This window comes from Nostoc sp. MS1 (genome assembly GCF_019976755.1).
Lineage (GTDB): Bacteria > Cyanobacteriota > Cyanobacteriia > Cyanobacteriales > Nostocaceae > Trichormus.
In genome coordinates, this window is record NZ_AP023441.1 from 5,001,262 (window position 1) to 5,026,247 (window position 24,986).

The 24,986-nt window shown below is 40.1% G+C and carries 20 protein-coding genes; 11 read left to right on the forward strand and 9 right to left on the reverse strand.

Annotated features, from left to right (window positions below; translation table 11 throughout):
* Positions 1 to 47 precede the first annotated feature (47 nt).
* The gene (locus tag NSMS1_RS21670; RefSeq protein WP_224086802.1) at positions 48 to 1,460 is read right to left on the reverse strand and encodes a carotenoid oxygenase family protein; all 1,413 of its coding nucleotides are present in this window, start codon (positions 1,458 to 1,460) and stop codon (positions 48 to 50) included.
* Positions 1,461 to 1,683: 223 nt separating this feature from the next.
* Positions 1,684 to 2,328: a Uma2 family endonuclease gene (locus NSMS1_RS21675; protein WP_224086803.1), complete on the reverse strand. Its 645-nt coding sequence runs from the start codon at positions 2,326 to 2,328 to the stop codon at positions 1,684 to 1,686.
* An 896-nt stretch (positions 2,329 to 3,224) separates the two neighbouring features.
* On the opposite strand from NSMS1_RS21675, the gene NSMS1_RS21680 reads away from it, so the two are divergent.
* A complete protein-coding gene (locus tag NSMS1_RS21680; protein WP_224086804.1) occupies positions 3,225 to 3,674 on the forward strand; it encodes a Fur family transcriptional regulator in 450 nt (149 codons plus the stop codon).
* A 162-nt stretch (positions 3,675 to 3,836) separates the two neighbouring features.
* Here NSMS1_RS21680 and NSMS1_RS21685 read toward each other — a convergent pair whose 3' ends face one another.
* Entirely contained in the window at positions 3,837 to 6,659 is a 2,823-nt protein-coding gene (locus NSMS1_RS21685) for a pentapeptide repeat-containing protein (protein ID WP_224086805.1), read from the reverse strand.
* Positions 6,660 to 6,852: 193 nt separating this feature from the next.
* Here NSMS1_RS21685 and NSMS1_RS21690 point away from each other — a divergent pair, with 193 nt between their 5' ends.
* Positions 6,853 to 8,622: a DUF3685 domain-containing protein gene (locus tag NSMS1_RS21690; protein ID WP_224086806.1), complete on the forward strand. Its 1,770-nt coding sequence runs from the start codon at positions 6,853 to 6,855 to the stop codon at positions 8,620 to 8,622.
* A gap of 92 nt (positions 8,623 to 8,714) precedes the next feature.
* Here NSMS1_RS21690 and NSMS1_RS21695 read toward each other — a convergent pair whose 3' ends face one another.
* The gene (locus NSMS1_RS21695) at positions 8,715 to 9,797 is read right to left on the reverse strand and encodes a peptidoglycan-binding domain-containing protein (RefSeq protein ID WP_224086807.1); all 1,083 of its coding nucleotides are present in this window, start codon (positions 9,795 to 9,797) and stop codon (positions 8,715 to 8,717) included.
* Between the two features lie 92 nt (positions 9,798 to 9,889).
* A complete protein-coding gene (locus tag NSMS1_RS21700) occupies positions 9,890 to 10,489 on the reverse strand; it encodes a molybdenum cofactor guanylyltransferase (RefSeq protein ID WP_224086808.1) in 600 nt (199 codons plus the stop codon).
* A gap of 129 nt (positions 10,490 to 10,618) precedes the next feature.
* Between NSMS1_RS21700 and NSMS1_RS21705 the strand changes: the two genes are divergently transcribed.
* From NSMS1_RS21705 to NSMS1_RS21725, 5 genes are all read left to right on the forward strand, one after another.
* Positions 10,619 to 10,951 carry a DUF433 domain-containing protein gene (locus tag NSMS1_RS21705; RefSeq protein WP_224086809.1) on the forward strand — a complete coding sequence of 111 codons (333 nt, stop codon included), beginning with the start codon at positions 10,619 to 10,621 and terminating at the stop codon, positions 10,949 to 10,951.
* Positions 10,952 to 10,956: 5 nt separating this feature from the next.
* The gene (locus NSMS1_RS21710; protein WP_224086810.1) at positions 10,957 to 11,307 is read left to right on the forward strand and encodes a DUF5615 family PIN-like protein; all 351 of its coding nucleotides are present in this window, start codon (positions 10,957 to 10,959) and stop codon (positions 11,305 to 11,307) included.
* 493 nt (positions 11,308 to 11,800) lie between these two features.
* The gene (locus tag NSMS1_RS21715) at positions 11,801 to 15,184 is read left to right on the forward strand and encodes a caspase family protein (protein WP_224086811.1); all 3,384 of its coding nucleotides are present in this window, start codon (positions 11,801 to 11,803) and stop codon (positions 15,182 to 15,184) included.
* A 115-nt stretch (positions 15,185 to 15,299) separates the two neighbouring features.
* Positions 15,300 to 15,590 carry a nucleotidyltransferase family protein gene (locus NSMS1_RS21720; RefSeq protein WP_224086812.1) on the forward strand — a complete coding sequence of 97 codons (291 nt, stop codon included), beginning with the start codon at positions 15,300 to 15,302 and terminating at the stop codon, positions 15,588 to 15,590.
* Positions 15,587 to 15,916, forward strand: coding sequence for a DUF86 domain-containing protein (locus NSMS1_RS21725; protein ID WP_224086813.1), 330 nt, complete (start codon positions 15,587 to 15,589; stop codon positions 15,914 to 15,916). The genes NSMS1_RS21720 and NSMS1_RS21725 overlap by 4 nt, the downstream gene beginning before the upstream one ends.
* 390 nt (positions 15,917 to 16,306) lie before the next feature.
* Here NSMS1_RS21725 and NSMS1_RS21730 read toward each other — a convergent pair whose 3' ends face one another.
* From NSMS1_RS21730 to NSMS1_RS21740, 3 genes are all read right to left on the reverse strand, one after another.
* Complete coding sequence (locus NSMS1_RS21730; protein WP_224086814.1) at positions 16,307 to 16,690, reverse strand: VOC family protein; 384 nt, start codon at positions 16,688 to 16,690, stop codon at positions 16,307 to 16,309.
* Between the two features lie 6 nt (positions 16,691 to 16,696).
* The gene (locus NSMS1_RS21735; protein ID WP_224086815.1) at positions 16,697 to 18,754 is read right to left on the reverse strand and encodes a thioredoxin domain-containing protein; all 2,058 of its coding nucleotides are present in this window, start codon (positions 18,752 to 18,754) and stop codon (positions 16,697 to 16,699) included.
* Between the two features lie 127 nt (positions 18,755 to 18,881).
* A complete protein-coding gene (locus NSMS1_RS21740; protein ID WP_224086816.1) occupies positions 18,882 to 19,037 on the reverse strand; it encodes a hypothetical protein in 156 nt (51 codons plus the stop codon).
* On the opposite strand from NSMS1_RS21740, the gene NSMS1_RS21745 reads away from it, so the two are divergent.
* Positions 19,036 to 19,260 carry a hypothetical protein gene (locus NSMS1_RS21745; RefSeq protein ID WP_224086817.1) on the forward strand — a complete coding sequence of 75 codons (225 nt, stop codon included), beginning with the start codon at positions 19,036 to 19,038 and terminating at the stop codon, positions 19,258 to 19,260. The two genes, NSMS1_RS21740 and NSMS1_RS21745, sit on opposite strands and share 2 nt — an antisense overlap.
* Before the next feature lie 193 nt (positions 19,261 to 19,453).
* Positions 19,454 to 20,068 (forward strand): ATP-dependent Clp endopeptidase proteolytic subunit ClpP, encoded by a 615-nt coding sequence (gene clpP, locus NSMS1_RS21750; protein ID WP_067772383.1) that lies wholly within the window; start codon positions 19,454 to 19,456, stop codon positions 20,066 to 20,068.
* 65 nt (positions 20,069 to 20,133) lie between these two features.
* Here clpP and NSMS1_RS21755 read toward each other — a convergent pair whose 3' ends face one another.
* Positions 20,134 to 21,006 (reverse strand): hypothetical protein, encoded by an 873-nt coding sequence (locus NSMS1_RS21755; protein WP_224086818.1) that lies wholly within the window; start codon positions 21,004 to 21,006, stop codon positions 20,134 to 20,136.
* 978 nt (positions 21,007 to 21,984) lie between these two features.
* On the opposite strand from NSMS1_RS21755, the gene NSMS1_RS21760 reads away from it, so the two are divergent.
* Positions 21,985 to 24,339 (forward strand): ribonuclease R family protein, encoded by a 2,355-nt coding sequence (locus NSMS1_RS21760; protein ID WP_224086819.1) that lies wholly within the window; start codon positions 21,985 to 21,987, stop codon positions 24,337 to 24,339.
* 17 nt (positions 24,340 to 24,356) lie between these two features.
* Entirely contained in the window at positions 24,357 to 24,986 is a 630-nt protein-coding gene (locus tag NSMS1_RS21765; protein WP_224086820.1) for a flavin prenyltransferase UbiX, read from the forward strand.

Genomic DNA, 24,986 nt, shown 5'->3' on the forward strand with positions numbered 1-24,986 from the left:
TAATGCTCCATAAATCCTGTCATGACATTATTAAAGCAAATTAGTATTCATGCACTGTGCCAAGTGCCGTGGAAACTGTGGGGAATGACGCTGGGTAATTGTAATTTACAAACTGGTTCTTCGTCTAGGCGATCGCTATCATATACCCAAACTTCGCTACTATGAGAATTGCCATCATATACCACCGTTAACACCCAATTATCTACAGGGATAGGTTCGGAAGGATAACGATTTTCTCCAGGGTAGGCTTCTGTAAAAGTGTCGGTTTTGTGGTCGAAACGGGCAATTGTATTTAAAATTTCTTGACTGATATTTGTCCCTTGGCGGAAACTGGACATATATGTGTATCGAGAAGCTTGTCCGACATATTGTGCTGGAACGTTAGGAAATTCACAATGTCGGTCTAAGATTTGCTCAATTGCTGTAACTTTAGCTGTTTGAGGATTGAAAATAACTCGTGAAAGGCTACTCTTGGCTGGAGTTTGCGTTTTGCCTGTGGCGACTTCTTTAAGATATTGGTTAGTTTGGAAATCTTCATAACGGGCAATATCTACAATGGCTGCACCGCTACTATTTACATAACCATTAGCAAAATGCCACTGATACCAAGGTTCTGTTTCCCCTCGACTTACTAAAGATAAAGTATCACGGTCTACTACCAAAATTTGCGTTCCTAATTCTGGTTGCCATTTCATAGAATCACTATAGTTACCTGTTCCCAATAAAACAGGAAACATATTTAACCGTACTGGGGAAATAAAAAATATCAGATACTGTCCGGCTAAGACAAAATCATGTAATAAAGGCAACCCATCTATCGGGAATGCAGCTTTACGAACAATTTTTCCTGTAGAGTCGCTTTTATAAACATTCAATTTGCTATTTAACCCTGTACTTACACCAAAGTTAAAAATTTCTTTTGTTTGTGGGTCTTGCTTACAGTGCGCCGAATAGGGTAAGCCATCAGTTAAACCACTTAAATCATCTTCGCCGCAAGTTTCTAAAGTTTGTAAATCCAAGGCGTAGGGTTTACCACCTTCCCACAAAGCTAAGAGTTTATCAGGTAGTGCCAGCACTGAAGTATTCGCAGCATTTTTAACTGGTTTACGCCATTGATTCCAGACTGGGCCGGGTGCAGTCATGCCATAATTGCCATACAAATATTTCCCGGCTGTGCTTTCTTCTTGATAGCCAGTGGTTTGTACGTAGCGATAAACTGCACTAGCGCCTGCATCAGTAAAATTAACCGCCAGAATTGCGCCATCTCCATCAAACCAGTGTCCGGCGCGTATACCACCACGTTCTAACCTTGCAGGGCCGTTGCGATATAGTGTACCGCGTAGTCCTTGGGGAATTTGACCGGAAATCACTGGTAATTGGGTAAGCCCAAATTCATTTGCAGGTTCTATTACTCCGCCTGCCCAAGCTTTTTGGTTTAAATCTTTATCAAGTATTTGCATATAAATTTGTTGATTTTAAATTATGAGGACTTACTTAAGTAATTACCACTAATAATAGTAACCTTTCCACAGAAACATGATGAGTAGTAAATAGCATTATTTAGCAACAGAATCAGCATTCTACTCAATCGTCAATTTGATAATAATATTTTTAATTTAACAGTTACTATACTTAAAGTATTATTTATCAGATTTATTTCCACCATTAAATGTTCATTAAGCTCTAACAAACTATTTGCTGCCTTATCCAATTTCTAAATGCCCTCATAGTGGCATTTCTCCCATCAGTTTTACTACGCACTAAATATTCAGGGATTACTTGAGTAATAGGTAAATTTGGCAAGCTGCGGCTTTGGCTAGTTTGTACATATACACCATCCACAAGTACATTGATTTCTAGCCTGCTTCCATTCCAACGCCACAGTTCAGGAACTTTTAAAGCTTGATAATTATTAAAACGAGTCCGAGAGGTAATATCAATCTCAATAGCTAAATCAGGAGGTGGGTCTATTTCCAGGTTAATTCTATCTTTACCTCTAACTTTAGCTTCATTTTCTATATAAAAACAATCATCAGGTTCTACACCTGCATCCATAATTTCTTTATCAAAAGTTGTAGAGCCTAAACTCCAAAACTCAATATCGAGTTCTTCGAGTAGAATCTCCACTAAATTTCCAATTATCTTCTTGCCTACTTCATGCTCTGGGAATGGAGCCATTATTTCCAGCACCCCTTGACTATAAGATACTTTGTAATTACGATTTTCTCCTAATTCTGCCAGAATATTTTTGTATGTTGCCCAGGAAATATCTTTCATCAATAACTGATGACCAGCAGGTACAATTAGTTGATTGAGTTCTAGTAACATAAATTTTTTTGATCGTAATGCTTAATACTAATTCAAGATGCAAAATTAAGAAAGTCAAATCTTGCCAGGGTTTCTGAGTTTAGCTTTGTTAATATATGCAGAAGATTGGTATAACTTAATTTTAATACGTTTACTAGAAAGTAAGGCTCATTTAATTGCTTAAGAGGTTGCCAGGAAGAGTAAGCTTCACTCAATTGTTTCACCCATTTGGGTGAATTAGGGAGAGTACATAGAGAAGGAAACTTTTCTCATTTGTAATTTCATAGGTGTAAATTAGGTTAACTTAATCATAAAGAAAATATTAATTTATATTAATTAGTATCAATGCTAGCTCAAATAATCTTATGTAACATTTCTACACAAATTGACTTCCTGCCTAAGTTGGGTTTTTGTCCGACTAAGTTAAACTTTGATAACAGTTGCGATCGCTTTTTTAGCAAAATTTCTTGCACAATTAATATATTCCATTGTCATCAGTCTAGAAGCTTAGGTTGTGACAACACAAGGATATAACTTTGTAGTGCTATGCCTAGCACCAGGGATATAAACTAATCCTGCAACACCTACAGTCAGAGCCTTTCTGTAACGTTCCCTGTTCTTTGTCACCTATTCCCTCATCTAGCTAGTCTTACCTGATGGTGCTTTCACCCGCCGTGAGGTGGACATCTACCGCAATTTTAAGTTAAAGTTGTAATGAGTTTGTTTTAGATTAAGGTGTGACGAAGCAACCTCTCAAAGAGCAAAAAAATTATTATCTCCAACTGTGATTACCGCACCAGACAAAAGCAACAACACAGTTAGAGGTAAGGAATTTTCATGTAATATCCTCACATATATAAAACAGCCATAACCATCAAACAGGGCAAATACCCCCATAGTGAATAAACTTATTAAATATGCAGCAACAGGCAATATCTACAAAACCAATTCGTTCTCTAGAAGATGCACTTGAGCGGTGTCAGACGTTAGGAATGCGCGTCAGTCGCCAGCGCCGCTTTATTCTAGAATTGCTATGGCAAGCAAATGAGCATCTTTCTGCTAGAGAAATTTACGATCGCCTCAATCAACAAGGTAAAGATATCGGACATACATCTGTATATCAAAACCTAGAGGCATTATCCAGCCAAGGTATTATCGAGAGTATTGAACGTTGTGATGGGCGTTTATACGGTAATATCAGTGACTCTCATAGCCATGTCAACTGTCTGGATACTAACCAAATTTTAGATGTACACATTCAGCTACCAGAAGATTTTATCCAAGAAGTGGAACAAAGAACAGGAGTCAAGATTACAGATTACAGCATCAACTTTTATGGATATCGCCATCCTCAAGTTGAGGAGTAGAGTGAGGGAGGTGAGGGAGATGTAGCTTTAGCTTCCCGCAGGGTGGGAGTGGGGGAAGAGGGGGGAGACAAGGAAGATTTATGACTCATCACGCGCTAAACGCGCCGCTACCGCTAACACAACTCATCACTCACAACTCATCACTCACAACTCAGCCCTTAACTAGCACTCATAACTCAACGTAGGCATCATTGGCTCACCTTCTAAGCTTTCAATTAAGCCTGTATCGATAATGTTTTGATTCCAAAACTGCGTTTCGTCTGTGGTATCGAAATCACTAATATGTGATTGTTTAAACAATAAACTTTTCATTACTTGAAATTGTTCTACAGAGAATAACGCACCGTTGAGTTTGGCTATTTCTCTATCAGCTTCGGTAAGGATAGCATCACATAAACAAGCGTTGGTGAGATTGACGCTTTCTAAATTCACCCCAGTTAAGTTAGCACCAGTTAAGTTAGCACCAGTTAAGTTAGCATCTGTTAAGTTGGCATTTACTAAAACTGCGTTAGACAAATTTGCCTGTTCAAGATTCGCCCCAGTTAAGACGATTTGCGATAAAAATGCGCCTGAGAGATTAATTTTAGCTAAAGATTGTGAGCAAATACGCTTAGTTAAATTATTTGACAAAACTGATGCTTTAGCTAATAACATCAGCATTGTTTCAGGGTAAAACTCATGAAGATTTTCTCGATTACCACAAGGGCAAAAACTAACCTGTATATCTCGATAAATAGCAGCAAGCAATAAAAATGTATTCACACCCACATTTGTATTTACTTGCTCAACATTCACTAGGTTTTGTAAGTTGTGAAAATAGGGTAGTATCTTGTGAGCCACTCCTGCATCTAACCAACGTCCCTGACACCAAGCACGCCAAAAAGACTCTAACCGTTGTAATAGGTTTGACTTTTGCTGAGTTTGTAAAGTGGCAATGACTAATTCTTCTATTTCTTGTGTGATAATGCCGTAACCTAGTAAATAGTAGAGATGTTCGGCAACACTGCTAGGATTTTCTAAGATAAATGTTTCTGTTCCATACACATCAGTTTGATATTGAATTAATTTTTGTAATTGATTAGCTAAAGCTTCAGCACAGAGATATTCCCCTAATTTGGGGTGAGAAAATTGTATTTTAATCGTCAGTTGTTTGTCAGTATTTCTTGCTGAGTGACAACTGACAGAATAACGGAAATACAAAGAGGGTAAGGTATTTGTATCTACTGTCTCATTCAAACTAATTTGATGACGATCGCTATGTAAAATTTTGAGAGCGATCGCCTGAATTTGTTCGAGCAATTCTTGGGGATGATAATGTGATAGTAAATTGGCGATCGCTTCTGGTGTACGGTGAATATGAGCCATTCCTGGGCGTGTTAGCAATGCGTTCATTTCTCCAGACAAAGGATAGCCTAGCAACCATCGCCTCAAGCGGGAATAAATTTCCCAAAGCAGGGTAGGGCGATAGTTTTTTTGTAATATTTCATCATCTAATAATCCATCACGGTGCAGAACAGCCAATAAATACAACATTAATGGTTGATGCACTAGATAAGTAAGCTCTGATAAGTGTGATTTAGGAGTAAATAATCCTGCCTGTTTTAAGAATGTAAAAAAGTTTTGGGCAGTAGGTAGAGACTGAACTAAAGCCCATTTTTGAAACCATTGCTTTAGTTCATTAACTTCTAGTGGTTGAATTGTTATTCGTTGCCATTGTAGAGGTGTTTCGGCAATAATTTCCTGCACCGTTGTCGTGCGACTAGTCAATACAATTTTATGTTGTCCTTGAGCTTGGAATTGCATCAACTGTTGGAGAAAAATTGCTTTTGCCCTATTTCCACCAGGAGAGGGGGGAAGTTCATCTAATCCATCTAGTAATAAAACACATTGAGGATGTGCTTGCTCTAACCATTTAGCTAAATTGATATGACTATTAAATGTAAAACCAGAATTGAGAGTTTCTAGTAAAGTTTTTCCATACTGAATATCCCGTAAGCAAATCACCACTGGTAGCCAAGTCGGGTAAAGCTTTAACGCTACTTCCGCCGCCCAAATTTGACAGATGCTGGTTTTACCATAGCCTGGTTCTGATTCAATTACAGTAATAGTTTCTAAATCAATTAATTGTTGTTCTACCCATGTTTTTAAATCAACTGGCTTGCCATAGTTAAGTTCTTGAGGTATGCCAACCAGAGGAATATAGACATCCTTGAGGGAAAAATACTCCATCAGTAACGGTGTACTGAGAGTTTGCAGTAAGCAGGCTCGATAATTTTCTCTGTATAAGTCGATGGTGGAAATATCGCCTAAAGTGCCTAAGCTGAAAAATTTTTGTAGTTGGGCTAGAGGTGTAGGATTCTGAGCAATGATTTTTAATAGATAGCCTGGAAGTGCGTTGTTTAAACGCTGCGTTATGAGTTTGGCTACAAATTCCTCCGCACCATTAGCAACAAACCAAGCTTCAGTAGCATTATTCATTTGTTGCACCAATAAGGAATCTGCAACAGAAGAAAGTGCTTGTTCAGCTTGAGTATCGCTTAATTTGCCAGAAGAGAGAGTTTTTAAGAAACCTTGGAGTTGAGGATTTAAAGTAATTATTTTTGTTTGGGCAGGTATTCTGGCAAAATTAAGCCAAGTTCTTTGTAGTTGTTCTTCTTGGAGTAAAACTTGTTCTAATGCCAACAGGTAAGCAATTTGGAATGCTAACCAAGTACCTTCATTACGTTTGAGTGCTTTTTTCTGGCTGAGGCTACGCAGAAGATTTTCAGTTAATGAAGCCAGCACAGCAATTTCTTGCTCAACTGTGCCTAATGGTAATTGTAATACTTCTGCTAAGGTACAAATATCTAACGGCATCAGGCTTTTAAATTCCATATCCTGAACCATACGATGAGCAATACCTGCTAATTGCCCTGATGTACATGTTTTTATATGGTTTATATCAATTTGACGTTCTGTCAACCAATGCCGGATACTGAGGTTCATTTAATCACATGGATAACTGACATTTATGGTCATTATCTTTCATTTCTTAGTGTACGGAAACAGGTAAAAATGGCTATTGGTCATTAGTCATTAGTCCATAGTCCACAGTCTATAGTCTATATTTATTTTCCCCCTGCACCCCTGCTTCTTTCTCTCCCCCCTCTCCCGACATCCAAGTGTACTTGAGACGAGTATGAGCGATCGCCCCTTACAATTATTATTAGTAGATCAAGATCCTATCTTTCGTCTTGGACTACGGGTAGCGTTGGAAGCGATACCTCATTTACAAGTGGTATCAGAGTTAGAAACAGATACAGCCGCCTTACAAATACTTGCCCAGCTTGCCCAAATTGATCCCAATCAAGTGGACTTGGTAGTTTTAGAATTAGGCAATAGTCGCTCAATTGATAGTCAGCAGCAAGGTTTACAACTCTGTCAGCAATTAAAAGCTACATACCCCTCATTACCAATTTTGCTCCTCAGTTCAATTTCCGAAGCGGGAATACTTATGGCAGCAAAGGCTGCTGGTGTTCAAGGTTATTGTCCTAAAGGTACTCCCATTACTGAATTAGTCACAGCTATAGAAGCCGTCGCATCTGGTAATTCCTACTGGTTGACTGAAAGGGTGAGTAGAGAAAATCCTTCGGTTGTTGCACCCGCGCCTCGTTTTCCTTTGGTTTTATGGCGGCAAAATTTACGTTTATCGGGGATGAGTTATATTGATGCTGCGCTGCAAGAAGTCACAGCACAATTACAAACTCCTGGCTTACCAATATTAGAAAGAGCAATTCTCGCAGGGAGACGGCGAGAACTTTTAGCAAGTCGTTGGTTAGTGAATCAATTGCTAACTTTACCGCAAGAACAACAGCAGCTACCAACCTCCAATGTAGGGGAAGTTAAAGCTACAGTTTCAATAGTACCTCCACCAACGCCTACCATTACTACTTCCAACTCACAACAGACATCAACATCGCCACCACTTCTCAGTCCTAGAGCTTTACAAGCTAATTTATTTGCCTCTTGTATTAACAAGCTGCAATTTCCTTTGCATAATGTTTCACCTTCCGTTTTAGAAATTGATATCTTGCGTGAAGATAAAAAACGAGAACTACTATATTTAATTCTGCAAAAACTAGCTCAACAATTAGATGCTTTACGTAATGCCCAAATTACAATCAATCAATTGCCGGATTTACCACCTGTAATCCTATATGATTTATGGCAAGCAGTAGTTACAGATTTCTTTGGTAAATTTTCCAGAGTACAAGTAGGCAACCGCAATCTAGAAATTGTCACAGTGTTATTACAGAACCCCGGAGTTGTACAAACAGCGATTCTTAATAAAATTCCTTTAGTATCAGACTTATTATCTTATTTACTATTTCAAACAGATTTAATAGTCGAGCATACCTCTTACCCAGCAGGCAGTTCGGAAGCTAATTTCCATGCAGAAATATTATTAGAAAATTTATTAATTCAAGTAGCCAATAGTGTAATGCAACCACTATTAAATTACTTGGCAGATATAGAAGAAATTAAACAAGATTTCTACATCAAGACATTAATGTCAACACGGGAACTGGAACGTTTTAGAAATGATTTATCGTGGAAATACCGCTTAAATAATTACGTCAACGAAGCCAAGGCAATTTTTGAAAGCCGCTATGAACTTTTAGTGTTTGCATCCCGTGGTATTGCTCAAGTTTCGATTTACGCTCCCCGTAACGCAGAACTAGCACAACTATCTGGACTACCTTTAGCAGTAACATTAGGACTAGAATTTCGAGATGCGATCGCTCCTCGTTTACAATCCCTATTATCTATTATTGGCAGTGGTATTGTCTTTGTGCTGACACAAATAGTTGGACGAGGTTTAGGTCTAGTCGGTCGTGGTATCCTCCAAGGTATTGGTAGCGTATCTTTTGATAAGAATTTTAAGCGGAATAAGGAGAGAGGGGAGTAGGGAGTAGGGAGTGGGGAGTGGGGGGAGATAGGGGGAGAAAGACTGTGGACTGTGGACTAATGACTAATGACTAATGACTAATGACTAAATAACTAATGCCCATCGCTAGACCAATGAGGGCGATCGCTTGCTAGTTTAATTACACCATAGGAGCGTCCCACTTGCCAGAGTGTGGAATTTTCGTAACTTGTGCAAGGTTCACCAACATTAACTATATTGCCACTGGCGTTTTTTACTTTTAAAGTTCCTGTCCAGGTAATTTCCCAGTCAATGGCTAAACCTCTGGTGTGGCGCGAAGTTAGCACTGGACGATAAGCAATATTATAAGCATACACCATATCTTTTGCTGCTTGAATAGAAATGGCGTTGTTGTAATGTACCCAATTAATATTTACATTAGGCATCGGTGGTACATCTTGAGCAGCGATTTCATTTGTGCTAATTCTAAAAGCGTAGTGCATTAAATAAGCTCGTTCTGCGGGACGCAATACTGACGCGACGCTGATAGTAGCACCAGCTTCTTTTAAAGCCCGCTCAAATGCTTGTACTTTTTGGCGGAAGGGAGAAACTAAATCCTCAATTGAATTTCTATCTGGAAAAGAATCAACCCAATTTCTGCCACTGAGACGTTCTCTAAGCCGTTTAGCGTAGGCGGTAATATTGTCTAATGCTGGTGCAAAATCATCACCGAGTTTTGCTTTCGTTGCATTAGAAAGCTGCTCGGCTAAATCATTTGATAAATTAACATCTCTTTTTTTATAAGCTTCCGCTAATCCTCTAATACTATTATTGCCAAAATCACCATCAACTACCAACGGTGGATTTAAAGTAGCGATCGCAGTTAAACTTTTTTGCAAATCTTTAACTTCATTATCGCCAAAATTGAGATAAGTTAAGAATCTTGTAACTCCATTGCCATAGAAAGCAATATATACTGCAAAACCTTGTTCTAATGCTTTTTGATAAGTAGCAATGTCAACAACTCCCGTCACCTTCAAACCATTTTTAGTTTGATACTCACGGGTAGCTTTATCGGTAACATTGCCAAAATCGCCATCTACCGCACCAATGGAGAAATCATTCTCTAATAGAAATCTCTGCCAAATGGTGACATTTCGTCCTTCAGCACCTTTTTGTAGCGTAGGAAGTTGCAAAGCCTCAATTTTAAAACTCATGTTCAACTAATTACTTAGTGGGTAATGGGTCATGGCTAATAAGTTATGGTGTTTTATTATGACCGATTACCAATTACCAATCCCCAGAGATATTATAAATGTTCAAAAGGAGATGATTCTTGCAAAAAAAACAAATCTTCTGGCGTATTACAGTTAAATAATACTTCTGGTGTAGGTAAAGATAACAGTTGTACAGAATGGTGGTGTAACCATTGCTGAAAAGAACGCCCGCCTTGATTAATAAACTCTAATAATTGAGGTAAACAACGACGGCGATAGAAACCACATAAGGGTTCCCAACCTTTGGCGTGATGAGCTAAAGCTGCGATCGCATCTTCTGGTACACTATCAAGACTAGCCGCCCAATCTTGCAAAACCTCAACACGTAATTTAGGTAAATCGCAAGCTAACAGCAATACCCATTCAGATTTTACCTCAGCTAACCCTTGAGCAAAACCAACTAAAGGGCCTTGTGTTGCCGCTTCTTGAATGAATTGACAATGCGGTAAAACTAAATGCTGATAGCGTTCCGGCCAAGGGGTGACAATATATACTCTATCAGCACAACTAGCCGCAATATTACAGACAAATTGTAATAACGGCACACCTTCAACTGATATTAAAGCTTTATCCTGTCCCATCCGGGAACTTTGTCCACCTGCAAGTACAATAGCGTTTAAGTTATTAGTCATTAGTATTTGTAGGTTGGGCAATGCCCACCAAAAGCGTAATACGGAATAAGAACATTAGCTGATCAAAAAGGCAAATCATCTCTACGTTAAGTTAGGATTATTCTGTACCAGATTTAGGAAAGTTAATTCATGAGCCTAGTTTTGAAATCTGAGACACCGCCTCTGCGAGAAGATGAAACCGGAGCCATTCGAGTTGGCAATTCAAGGGTTTTATTAGAGACTGTGATTCGAGCGTTTCAAGATGGTGCTTCCCCTGAGTCTATTGTTCATCGGTACTCTACCCTATCATTGTCTGATGTCTACAATGCAATTGGTTACTATCTTCGACATCAAGATGCTGTAGAAACATACTTAAATCAGAGAGAGCAGTTAGCTCAATCAGTGCAACAACGTTTGTTTAGTATTCAACCTGATCTCAGCTTAATACGTAATCGCTTACTATCTCAGCAGAATCAAGATTAATGGTTATGTTGAGTTTGTTAAGTGATGAGAATTTCAACGGTGATATTATTCGAGGGCTGTTGTTGCGTCAACCAAATATTGATCTACTTCGGGTTCAAGATGTTGGTTTGCGGAAAGTAGAAAATCCAGCTATTTTAGCTTGGGCAGCAATTAATGAGCGTATCTTGCTTACTCATGATCGTGCCACAATGCCAGATTTTGCTTACAACCGCTTGGTACAAGGAGAATTGATGGCAGGGATGTTTGTAGTTAATGATAGAATGCCAATTCGGCAGGCAATTGATGAGCTATTGTTACTGATAAATTCTAGCGAACAAGCAGAATGGCAGGGAGTTGTACTGTATTTACCTTTGTGAAAGCCAAAGCCTCTGACAGTTAAACGGCTGGTTTCTGGTTTTGCTTTTATACAATAATCTATGCGACAACTGCTATGTAACGAAACGATATGCGATGCGATCGCCATTTCACGATTCAGTTACGTGACAAATTATTTATATTAATTATCAAAAAAGCGATATTGGTAACGAAACGCATTTTTTTACTTATCAAAAACTTAGTTTCGTAACGAAACGATTCGCGTTCGTTACCACAAGATTCAGCTTTGTAACGAAACGATATGCGTTCGTTACCACAAGATTCAGCTTTGTAACGAAACGATATGCGATCGCTACCACACGATTCAGTTTTGTAACCAAACTGAACTTATAAATTCTCCAGTAGAGCAAATATATTGCAACAAGATTGATATATACCTTTAGAAACTTCCTCGATAACGCATAACTGATAACCGAATAATCTATTACGCTATAGTATTCTTTAAACCCTTCTTGTTGTGTTTAAGAGGTAGTAGTGTTTGACTGGAACCCTTATCTAGAATCGATTAGGGACAAATACGCTCAATGGTGGGAAAGTTACACCATAACGGATGTTGTGGGTAAAAACCCTAACAAACTAGTGGGAAAGCCCAATTTGTTGAACTTGCAGGCAAGCATAATTACAGCAGATCCAGTTCAAACAGACAGACAACTATTACCAGAAGCAAAGGAAGAAAAGGAAGTTTTAAATGTTCTGGAAGGTTTGCAGAAATATGCAGCAGAACACATACTTTTAATTGGTCGTCCAGGTTCAGGAAAATCAACAGCTTTGGTACGGTTGTTATTGGAATTTGCCAGATTTGGCGAAGCTAACTCCACACAGCATCCTCAAGGGAAACAGAACGAAGTCATTCCCACAACTACAAACAACTTCCAAATTCCCGTGCTTGTGGAACTTCGTTATTATGAAACCTCCATCCTTGACTTGATTACAGCCTTTCTCAATCGCCATTACCCCAGTTTAAGCATTGACACCGAAACCGTAAAAACATTATTGCGACAAGGGCAATTTTTACTCCTTATAGATGGTGTGAACGAATTACCATCACCAGAAGCACAGCGAAATTTACAAAAGTTTCGTCTAGATTATGAGAAAACCACCCCAATGGTTTTTACAACAAGAGATTTAGGGGTGGGTGGTGATTTGGCAATTACTAAAAAGCTGGAGATGCAACCCCTAACAGAAGCACAGATGGCGGATTTTGTGCGAAAGTATCTTCCTGAAACTGGGGAACAAATGCTGCAACAGTTGGGGGGGAGGTTAAAGGAGTTTGGCGAAACGCCGTTGCTGTTATTGATGCTGTGTTCGGTATTTGCCAGCAATAACAATCAAATACCGCCAAATTTGGGTTCGATGTTTCGTCTGTTTACAGAAACTTATGACAATAAACTCAAGCAGGATATTCCTGTTTCCCAGGAGTCACGACGTTGGTGGAAGCGGTTATTGCAGCATTTAGCCTGGGTGATGATGAACTCTCCTCAAACTAAAAGTAAGGGATTTAGGGAGTTAAATCAGAATGAGAAAACCGAATTTCTCGTAGCCATACCCCGACAGCAAGCCGAGGAAATATTCACCGAATTTCTTGCAGGTAAAGTTAATTGTGCCGCAGATTGTGCTATTGCTTGGTTGAATGATTTGCTTAAACATCATTTAATTCAAATTGGTGCAGATAATAAAATTGAGTTTCGTCATCAATTAATTCAAGAATATTATGCAGCAGAAAGCTTGTTGCAGAAAGTAGAAAAGCTCACTGATGACGAATTGCAGTGGGATTACTTGAATTACTTAAAATGGACAGAACCAGCAGCTTTAATGATGGGATTAATAGATGTCTCTGCGCTTGCCTTGCGTGTAGTCAAGTTAGCATTAAAGGTTGATTGGCAGTTAGGAGCTAGATTAGCAGGTAAAGTTAAATTAAAGTGGCAGAAAAAAACTGTTGGTTTGATTATTGATTTGAATCTACCGCAATTATTGCAAATTCGTCTGTTAGGAATTAGTCAGTCTGACGCAGCAGTATCTTCATTAATAGATATATTAAATAATGAAGATACTGCTTTTTTTGAAGATACGATATTAGCTTTAGTTGCAATTGGTTCAAAAAAAGCAATGGAGTCATTAGTTGAATTTATAAAAGATGAATACGACTATGAAGATATATTTATTTGGGATGATAATACAATTTCTTTGGAAGATATAGATTCTTGGGACAAAATATTAAATATATTTCAAATCTCAAAATATGATCTAACTTATAGAAACAAATATATTTTTAAGACAAGCCTTGGAGATAGCAATGAAACTATCGGAGAACAGGCGATTACATCTAGAAATATTCAATATTTATTAAATCCAAACAATCAAAGGGAATATTTTTATATAAGTAACGAAGAAAATATTAATTATGAGGTATTAATATCTGAAATACTGGACGAAGTAAAAAACGACAATCGTGAAATTAGAAACCACACTTACTTAAGATTAAGCAAGATTAGTTCTAGAAAAGCAATAAATATACTAGTCCAAGCTCTAAAAAACGAAGATGATAACTTGATTCTTCATCGGCTTTCTGCAACTTTGAGAAATTTAGTTTCTGAACCAGATATACCTGTATTGATTCAACTGCTCCAACATCATCATTTTATAGTTCGTTTAAATGCTGTCTGTGCTTTAGGGAAAATAGGTTGTGATTCTGTAATACCAGGTTTAATGATAGCTCTACAAGATAAATCAGAGGATGTTCGTTCTGATTCAGCCTTGGCTATTGGTGATATTGGCTCTGATGTTGCAAGTCCTGGATTAATTGCACTAATGAAAAAGCAATATGCGCCTAATTTAATCAGGGCGCTTGAAAGAATTCAACAGCGCCGAAAATACTACAAACCTAGACCTAAATTTACTATGTCCAACATCCTCTCTCATAACTACGCCTTACTCATCGGTGTAGGCGAATGCGAAGAAGCTAAATTATCCTTACCCGTCACAGTTAAAGACATTCAAGCCCTAAAAACTCTCCTCACTGACCAGAATGTATGCGGCTATATTGATAATGATCAACATCTATGTTTACTGCACGATGCAACAGCAACCAGCGAAAATATTTTAAATGGTTTAAACTGGCTCAAACAACAAGCCGAAAATGACCCAGAAGCCACTATATTTATTTATTATTCCGGTCATGGTTTTTTAGATGAATCGGGAGATTACTATCTTATTCCCCACGAAACAGACCGTGTAGATATTCCCAATACAGCTTTATCTGCAAAACAGTTTAACACTGCATTACAACAAATCCCAGCAAAAAGATTATTAGTCACTATTGATAGCTGTCACGCTCAAGGTATGGCATCGTCCAAGGAAGGAGCAAACAAGCGTTCTATCCTACCAAAAGGTTTTACGCAAACCGCTTTACCCAAAAATATAATTGACGAACTCAAACAAGGTACAGGAAAGGTAGTGTTCACCTCCTCCACAGGAAATCAATTATCGTGGATACGTCCAGATAAAGAAATGAGTGTCTACACCTACCATCTCCTCGAAGCATTACAAGGTGCTGCTAATCAACTAGGGGATGAAGTAGTACGAGTTTCCCATTTAATGAATTATTTAGGCAAAACCGTTGCCGAAAGCGCCAGAGATTTATGCAAAGCCGAACAAACACCATTTTTTGACTTTGCAACCGAGGATTTCCCTGTAGCTTTGTTGCGTGGCGGTAAGGGTTTAGCACCCGCAGGATGGGATAAACAGGAAGCAAAGGAAAAGATAGAGGGAATTTATAATAATTTTAATATTAGTAATAACAAGGTTGATAAGATGTTCAACATAGGAAAAATAGAGGGTGGTACAATCCACGTAAATTAATGTGAGTTGGATGACCTCTCTGATGCAGAGAGGAACTTAATCATTATTTGAAGTCGAATGAAAATTAAAGCTTTTCAAGCTTAACTGATATTATTCACCTATTTAGGATCAATAGATGGGTATTGAAGAATTACTATTACCATTCAAAGAAGAAATCTTGAGAATAACAACTAAGTACGGAGCGTATAATGTCCGGGTGTTTGGTTCTGTGGCTAGAGGACAGGCCAGGCTAGACAGTGATATAGATTTTTTGGTAGAACTGGAACCACAACGAACGCTTTTAGACCAAATTGCTTTGATACAATCACTAGAACAATTACTCGGACGCAAAGTAGATGTAACTGAACCAGAAACTCTACATGATTTAATTAGAGATAAAGTATTGCGCGAAGCTGTGATGTTATGAGAGATGATCGTCTTTACTTGAGTAACATCTTAGAATGTATCGAGCGCATTGAATCTTATACCCAGGATGGCAAACAAGCATTTTTGCAAACCACGATAATTCAAGATGCAGTAATCAGAAATTTTGAGATTATAGGGGAAGCAACCAAGCGGTTATCTCCAGAAATTAGAGCAGCTTATCCTGATGTACCTTGGCAACAAGTAGCTGGTTTTAGAGATATACTAATTCATGATTATTTAAAGGTAAACTTAAATCGAGTTTGGGGCGTGATTGAACAAAATTTACCTCAACTTAAGACAACTGTTGAGTCTATTTTGCAGAATTGAGAAATTTGTGAGAACTGAATAAGAAAGTTAGCTGATCAAAAAAGCCAATCCGCTCTACGTCAAGTTACGATTATTCTGTACCAGATTTAGTAAAGCGAAAAGTAGAAACGTACAGATGTACGTTCCTACCCAGGTATCTATCGCATTCTTTTTTCAAATTGATACAGTGAAACGATTTGCGATCGCCACTTCACCATTCAGTTTCGTTATAAGTTATTAGTATTAATTATTAGAAAAATGAGCTTGGTAATGAAACGCATTTTTTTACTTATAAAAAAATCAGGTTCGTAACGAAACGATATGCGATCGCTACCATACAACTTAGTTTCGTAACCAAACGATTAAAATAGCGCTAATTATCAGTGTTTAATCAGAAACAATATACACATTTCAAATGTTCACTGGCTCATAAAATGTAATACATACACCAGCAACATCGAGAATTACAAACTCTTTCATACTCCAAGGTTTTGTTTCTAAGTGACCATTTGGATGAATCATTTGCCCACCCTTGGCTTGAAACTCCGCATAAAGTTGTTCAATACCATCGACTTGGATGCGGAAAGTTGTCTGTTGTGCCAAGTGTCGGTCATCATTTTTTTGTAAAATAATTTGTGCCGAGTCACGTTGGATAATTGCCATCCTAACCGGATTACCTTCTTTATATAAAGTGGTAAAACCTAACTGTTCCTTGTAAAAAGTAATTGATTTTTCTATATCCCCACCAGCCGGAATAATAGGGGTGATATTTCCCAATACAGGCGGTTTATTCATAATCATTTAGGCTCTATTCTGACTCTGCTGCACTTGCTGTAATAACTGTTCCACAGTAGCAGCCGATGGTAAACACTTCAAACCTTGGCAAACTAACCCCACACTATTGTCAGGTAAATTAGCCACAACAGAAAATGCAACAGTGGGTAAATATTGAGGAACCAGAGAATTAATCTGCTCAGTTGTACTACGAATTAAAGTAGAGTTACGATACCAATCTAAAGCCGTGAACAAACTCGGACAAGCTTGCGGCGCACTAGACATGATACTTTTGAAAGCTTTCAACCCAGCCTCAGCTAAATCGAGATAATGTAAATCATCGGTGAGGAGACAGAGACGGACAAGATTTGCGATCGCCACACCGTTAGCTGATGGTGTAGCATTATCTGCATAGCTACGTTCCCGCACAATTAAGTCTTGACTAGCATCACTAGCTGTATTAAAGTAACCACCAAGTTCCACACTCCACAGGAACTCATCGAATTGTTGTTGAAGTGCGATCGCTTTCTCTAACCAATATTTATTTTCAGGTTGCGCCGCGTGTAAATCTAACAGTGCTTTAATAAACAAAGCATAATCTTCCGACTGAGCTAACACCGTCGCTTCGCCTTGATAGTTGAGTCGCTGGAAACGCCCATCAATAAACTGATGCTCTAAAATAAAATTCGCTGCTTTCGCTGCAATATCCAAATACAAAGACTCTTGGAACACCGCCGCCGCTCTCGCCAAGCCGGAAATCATCAAACTATTCCAAGCCACTATCATCTTTGTATCTGTCACCGATGGGATACGTCCTGGCCAGTTAACAGATTTCGCCTCTTGGTTATCCCTTGCTGGTGGAAAAGTTGCTAGTGCATCAGCCGTACTACCATAACGAGCTACAAACAACTTTCCTAATGCAGCTTCTACCGTTGCGCTTAATTCCCCAGGTTGTCGGCGTTGCAGTACATTCTTACCTTCAAAGTTACCCTTGGGACTAACTGTAAACTGTTGTTGTAATTCTGTTAACTCTGCTGGCGTTAAAAGTTGTTCTAATTCGGCGTAACTCCAGACGTAAAAAGCGCCTTCCTCTGGTTCATGTTCTTCAGCAGTCGTAAAACTATCAGCATCTTGAGCCGCGTAAAAATAACCCTCTGGCGCAGTCATTTCTCGTTGCAACCAAGCAATAGTCCCAGCCACAGCCCTTTTGAATGCTGGCTCTTGTACACCCGCACTCCATAAATTAGCTAAATACTCGACAATTTGCCCATTGTCATAAAGCATCTTCTCAAAGTGGGGAACTGTCCAAGTGGGATCAACAGTGTAGCGGTGAAAACCTCCCGCCACATGGTCATAAATTCCCCCCAACGCCAAATCTAAACCCCGTTGCGTAGTAACTTGTTTGCCATCATACCTAGATGCAAAATTAAATCTAGTCCCCCGCAATGCCAATTCAGCATAGGGGATCATCGGAAAACTATTACCGAATTGGTTGGGAGTAATTACACCTGTGTTAGTTTCCCAACCTTTTTGTAATAATTCACTTTCTTGAGTTTCTTGGTTAGCATCCCCTTTCAACACCGCAGAAGTAAGCAGTGACTCAACAATTACAGCCTTGCGTTCCCGTAAATCATCTTTTTCTGTATCGTAGTAATTGCGTAGTGCTTGCAGAAGTTGCAAAAACCCTGGACGATTATATTTAGGTTCTAAAGGAAAGTAAGTACCAGCGTAAAATGGCACTAAATCTTCAGGTGACACAAAGGCATTCAAAGGCCAGCCACCTTGCCCACTCATCATCTGCAACGCCTGCATATAAATACTATCGATGTCTGGTCTTTCTTCCCTATCTACTTTAATAGGTAAGAAATTAGCATTCATATACTCAGCGATCGCTTGATCAGAAAAAGCCTCACCTTCCATCACCGTACACCAGTGACAACTGGAATAACCAATCGACAAAAAAATTGGTTTATCCTGTGCTTTAGCAGTAGCCAAAGCTTCATCACACCAAGGCCACCAATCAATAGGATTTTCGGCGTGTTTGCGAAGATAAAGACTCTTAGTCTGGGCAAGACGATTAGTCATAATGCAGATTGTGGTAGTGCCTTCTTTGCCCAGTCTAGCTTGAAATAGGAGAGCGGGGAGTGGGGAGTTGGGAGTTGGGAGTGGGGGAAAAATTATTCACTCCTGTCAACTGTCAACTGTCAACTCTCTATTGTAGTGAACGCAAAAAACTAACGAGTGATGCTGGTGTTTGTTCTGGTGCGGGTGTAACCACTCTTGATTGGATTTTAGTATTGGGATTCATTCCTGCTATCAGGTGGAGCAAGAAAGTAATGATGGCGGCTTGCACAAGTTTTTCTAGCATGGCAGGTCTCCCTCAGTTGATAGCATTGCCAGTGAAATTGCTTAGTTTAACTACACCCCGTTATATTGGTTTACCGGATTTCACGGAAATATCCAGTATTCTGGTTTATAAAAAATCTAAAGAAATGTTGAAGCTTAAACCAGAGGTAGGATGTTTGGGCGATCGCCAAGCACTTCATTTCTCTAGACGCATCCCACTATCAAAAGTGCCTGATGAGTTATGAACATCTGCCAAAGTAGGTAGGCTTAATCAGTTGACAGTTATCAGTTATCAGTTGTCAGATTGTTTCTACTGTCCACTGATAACTGTTCACTGATAACTGACACACCCAGGTTAGGATTTCCGCCCTATTGCAAATCCCCAATACCCAGTCGCCTGTTGATAAAATAATCGTAAATTAGGTACAAGCACGCTGCATGACTATTCCTATCGTCATTGAACAATCGGGTCGAGGCGAACGCGCCTTTGATATTTACTCACGGCTGTTACGTGAGCGGATTATCTTTTTGGGTCAACAAGTTGATAGCAATTTGGCTAACTTGATTGTGGCTCAACTACTGTTTTTAGATGCTGAAGACCCAGAGAAAGACATTTATTTGTATATAAATTCTCCAGGTGGTTCTGTGACTGCCGGTATGGGGATTTTTAATACTATGAAACAGATTCGCCCTGATGTTTGTACTATCTGTACAGGATTAGCAGCAAGTATGGGTGCTTTTCTTCTCAGTGCTGGTACTAAAGGTAAGCGGATGAGTTTACCCCATTCGCGAATTATGATTCACCAACCTTTAGGCGGCGCACAAGGTCAAGCAACTGATATTGAAATTCAGGCGCGAGAAATTCTCTACCACAAGCGACGTTTAAATGAATATTTAGCCGAACACACTGGTCAACCCCTCGACCGCATCGCGGAAGATACTGAGCGTGATTTCTTCATGTCTCCCCATGAAGCCCAAGAATACGGCTTAATTGACCAAGTGATTGACCGTCATGCTGCTGGTAGTCGTCCAGTGGCGATGGTTGGGCAGTAGTTAAGGTTTGTAGTAAGCACTTTAGTGCTGAATCATTTAGGACTAAAGTCCTTACTACGGACTAATTAAAACCCCGCAATTGGATCTGGTTGAGATTCTAGGTATTTAAGGAAGCTGTGTAATTCGTCTTCTGTTAATAAAGTACGTCCGCGTTTACCGTAGGTTTTAATTAAATATTCTCTCCCTTGTTCTGGTGTCCAACCTAAGCGCTGCAATTCGACATCAGTTTTCGCAATTACATCCGATAAATCTACAGGCTCGGATTTTTTCTTTTTCTTCCCTGTACCACCTGATATGCTGGTTACATTTTCTTGTGGTGTGTAACTACGGGGGGTAAATGGGGTGACATTACTACTCGCTACTTCTGGGATGCTAGGTAGTTCTGGTGGTTGTGAAGATAACAAGGGTAGGTCTTCTATTGGTGGTTCAAATTCTGGTTCTTGGTAGGTAGTGGTGGGTAAGCTGGGGCTGAAATCAGGGGTTGGGGTAGTGGTTTTACTAGCCTTGGGTACTTCAGATTTTGCTGGCAAACTATTTAATACATCTTTGCTTTCGTCATGGGTGCTGTTAATTGACCAACTTTTACTGGCAAAATCTTCATTTTTAACTGGGGTATAAGTCGGTTCGCTAGGGGTAGAATTAATCTGTACTGGAGATGCGATCGCCTCCGGTGGAGCGTAGCTCATCGCCGTAGCAGAAACAGCAGGAGTCGATGATACTGATGCCTGTGGTGCATCTGTAATCCCCAAAACGGTCAGCGCTCTAATTCTTGCTTGGTCTTCGGCAGCTTCCACCGTTTCTGCTGCTGCCATACCAGTTGCACGAGTTACACCTTCAATTTGAATGCTTGCCCGAACGATATATTTTCCTTGAAAAATCTCTACTAATTCAGAAATTAGACTGCCGTTGGGATACAAGCTCTGGAATTGAGCCAACATAATACTGCCACCAAATCTAAATCTACGGAACAATGGGGTTGATGCTACCTGTGTACCCCAGCAACTTGTTATACCAATTCGTAATGGGCTACGCCCCGCTTCTCTACGTTCTCGGAGCGTGTCGTAGACAGACGCTACGCGAACGCTAACATAATTCGTAAAAGTTAGACGGAATTTAGCTGAATAACTTTGAATCCCGTTGCCGAATTTTCAAGAATTGGGGGTTACTCACTTTAGCGAAAGTTGCTATTGTTGATTTATTTTAACTTGACATCCACTGGTAACAATTCAAAATTCAAAATTAATAATTTCAACCTGCTGCCTTCTGCTTCCGACCTAACTCTAGGTGGCTTGACTAACTAATGCTATACTATTTACCCAATTCAACATCTAGAAGTATTTTCTGGAAGTACGCTCTAAATCTACAATAATGAAGATACGGTTCGCCCTCACTGCTTATTCAACTGCTACCTAATTGTGGCCAATTCTACATAAGGACAAATTGGGTAATTCAGCAGTTTCTCCTAGTAAAATTCAGAGTATCATGGCGTAAAAGTACCTTCAAGCTAGACAATCAAACACCTGTATTTTCCCCTACATAACGCTTTTGGTGAGCGTGGAGAGTAAATCTTAGACCAGCCTCTCAGAACCAGTTGCGTATTTACCAGATGGGGCAGAATATCAATCAGGTTGACTCTCTCAGTTTTGTTAGATGAAGGAACCCCAATGCTAGCTAACTCTGTTGTCGTGCAGTGAGAAGTTCTTCAACGTTGTACTCTTGCGGAGAAATAACCTACGCGGAGGGTCTTGTGAAGAAACAGCTTACTTTATAGGTTGGGTTAGCTTCCTTTGGGAGAATTTCGGGAACTCAATCTGAGAGTAATTCGTTTCCAGCTAGTATCTTTAAGCCGTGAGGGTATACGGCACAGAACCAAATTCAAGCAAACATGATGTTTTGACCAAAGGTCGGTTCACTGCATGGAATTTTCAATCGCTACACTCCTTGCCAATTTCACCGATGATAAATTGGTAGCTCGCAAAGTTTTAGAAAAGAAACTCGGTTGCGAGGATGAAGACAGTTTAGAAAAACTCCACATCGCCCTGGAAGTATTGGAGAAAATCGGGATTTTGGCGAAAGAACGCGGGAAATATCGCCGCATTTCCGAGGAAGGTCTCATCGAAGCCAAGTTACGTTGTTCTAGTAAGGGCTTTTGTTTCGCTATTCAAGATGTCGAAGGGGCTGAGGATATTTACATCCGAGAAAGTCATCTGAGTAATGCGTGGAATGGCGATCGCGTTTTGGTACGTGTTCTCAAAGAAGGTAGTCGTCGCCGTTCCCCAGAGGGCGAGGTAAAGCTGATTTTAGAACGTTCCAATCACACTCTACTAGCAAGAATTAAGCAAGTGGAAGGTGGTTTTCGCGCTGTTCCCTTGGATGACAGATTGCTGTTTGAACTGAAAATTCAAGCTAACAAATTGAAACTGGAAGAAGCAATTGATCACCTCGCCCATGTCGAAGTTCTACGTTATCCTTTAGCTCAATACCCGCCTGTAGGTCGCGTAGTCCAAATCCTGGGTAGTGATGCAGAAGCGGCGGCGGACATAGATTTAGTTACCTGTAAACATGACTTAGCTCGTAATTTCCCTGAATCAATTTTAGAAGCAGCCGCTAAGTTACCCAAAAGGTTACTCAAGGCAGACCTCAAAAATAAACTAGATTTACGTAATCTCTTTACCTTTACGATTACAGGTATTAATGGCGACACAAAGGTCATAGAACATGCCTTTAGTTTAGAAAAAACAATTTCTGGTAATTGGCAATTAGGTTTTCACATTGCCGATGTTTCTCACTATGTCCAACCAGATGAACCCCTAGATAGAGAAGCTATTAAACGGGGTAGGTCGGTATATTTGGGAGATTTAGTATTGCCAATGTTACCAGATACGGTGGCCGATCGCGCTTCACTGGTAACGGGAAGCGATCGCTTGGCGCTATCTTTCTTAATTGCCATTTCCTCCCAATCAGGCGAAGTTTTGGAATGGGAAATTCAACCCAGTGTAATTAACGTAGACACCAGCATCACCAAGCAACAAGCCCAAGCTATTCTACAAGGTGAAGTTGGCAAAAAAGACCCAACCCAAGTAGTAGAAATACTGCAAAATTTAGTTACCATTGCTCAAGGTATTAAAGATTCACGCCTGACTCGTGGGAGTTTGCAGTTAAATCTGCCTTCAAATCAAAACCCCTACTACGACGAAGGCATTTTAGGCGCTGTGTTGGTGAGCGATTCCCCAGTGCGATCGCTACTAACGGAATTGGTGTTATTAGTCAATGAATTAATCGCCACCCATCTGAGTGCTTTAGGTGTTCCCGCTATTTGGCGAGTTCAAGGTACACCAGACTCGGAAGATGTCCAAGAAATGCTGAAACTGGCAATTAATTTAGGGGTAGAACTGGCACTAGAACCAGATGTAGAAATTGAACCCCTCGATTATCAACAGTTAACTAGGGCATTTGCTGAGTCTCCCTCAGAACAGGTGTTAACTTATCTTCTACAAGATACCCTCAAGCCTGCGTCCTACAGCACCACCAAAACATCTCACTTTGGGTTAGCGCTACCACAATACACTCACTTCACATCGCCGATGCGCCGTTACCCAGATTTGCTGATGCAGAGAGTATACTATCAGCTACTAGAACACGGACGCGATCGCCGCAACACCAGAGTCAAGGAACGGGTGAACCTCCGCCACTCCTCTAGCCATGCGGAAATTAACTGGAACGTGTTAGCGCCAGAGTTGCAGCAGGAAATGCAAAGCGACTTAACTAGGGTAATCATCCAAATCAACGACAGGGAGAAAGAAGTTCAAGAAGCCGAAGCCGATTTAGCTGGGTTGCAAAAAGCCCAACTGATGAAACAGCGTATTGGGCAAGTCTTTCAAGGCGTGATTACTGGCGTACAGTCCTACGGCTTCTTTGTAGAAATTGAAGTCCCAGCCGCCGAAGTTACCACGAGTACTGGCGGGCCTTTGCGTGTTGAAGGGTTGGTACACGTTAGTTCTCTCAAAGATGACTGGTATGAGTACCGCGCTAGACAACAAGCACTGTTTGGCAGAAAAAATCGCGCTTCTTATAGATTAGGCGATCGCGTTTCTGTCCAAGTTAAGAGTGTCGATTACTATCGCCAGCAAATTGATTTAGTCACTGTCGGTAGTGATGGCGTACCCAAAAATTTAGGTCTTGGTGATGTTAATGGTGATATGGGCGATATTTATTTACCCAATGACCTTGATTCTGACGATTTAGATCCTTATGCTGATGATGAAGACTAACTTTTGTTAAGCATCTGGTGTCACAACATAACAAACCCCTAATCATCGGCGTATCAGGAGCTTCTGGACTGATTTACGCCGTTCGCGCCTTAAAATTTCTGCTTGCAGCCGACTATGAAATTGAATTAGTCGCCTCTAAATCAACATACATGGTTTGGCAAGCAGAACAGGAAATTCGGATGCCAGCAGAACCACTTCAACAAGAGCAATTCTGGCGAGAACAGGCTGGGGTTGCTCATTCTGGTAAACTGCGTTGCCATTCTTGGAGCGATGTCGGAGCCAATATTGCCAGTGGTTCCTTTCGCACCGTGGGGATGATTGTGATTCCTTGTAGTATGAGTACAGTAGCCAAGCTAGCAGGCGGCTTAAGTTCCGATCTACTAGAACGGGCGGCTGACGTTCAACTCAAAGAAGGACGTAAGTTAGTTATCGTTCCTAGAGAAACCCCCTTCAGCCTAATTCACCTGCGAAACTTAACCACCTTAGCCGAAACTGGAGTCCGCATAGTCCCTGCTATTCCAGCTTGGTATCACAACCCGCAAACAATCGAGGACTTAGTTGATTTTGTCGTCGCCCGTACCTTAGACCAACTCGACATTGATTGTGTACCCTTGAGAAGATGGGAAGGAGGGAAGCGTAATTCGTAA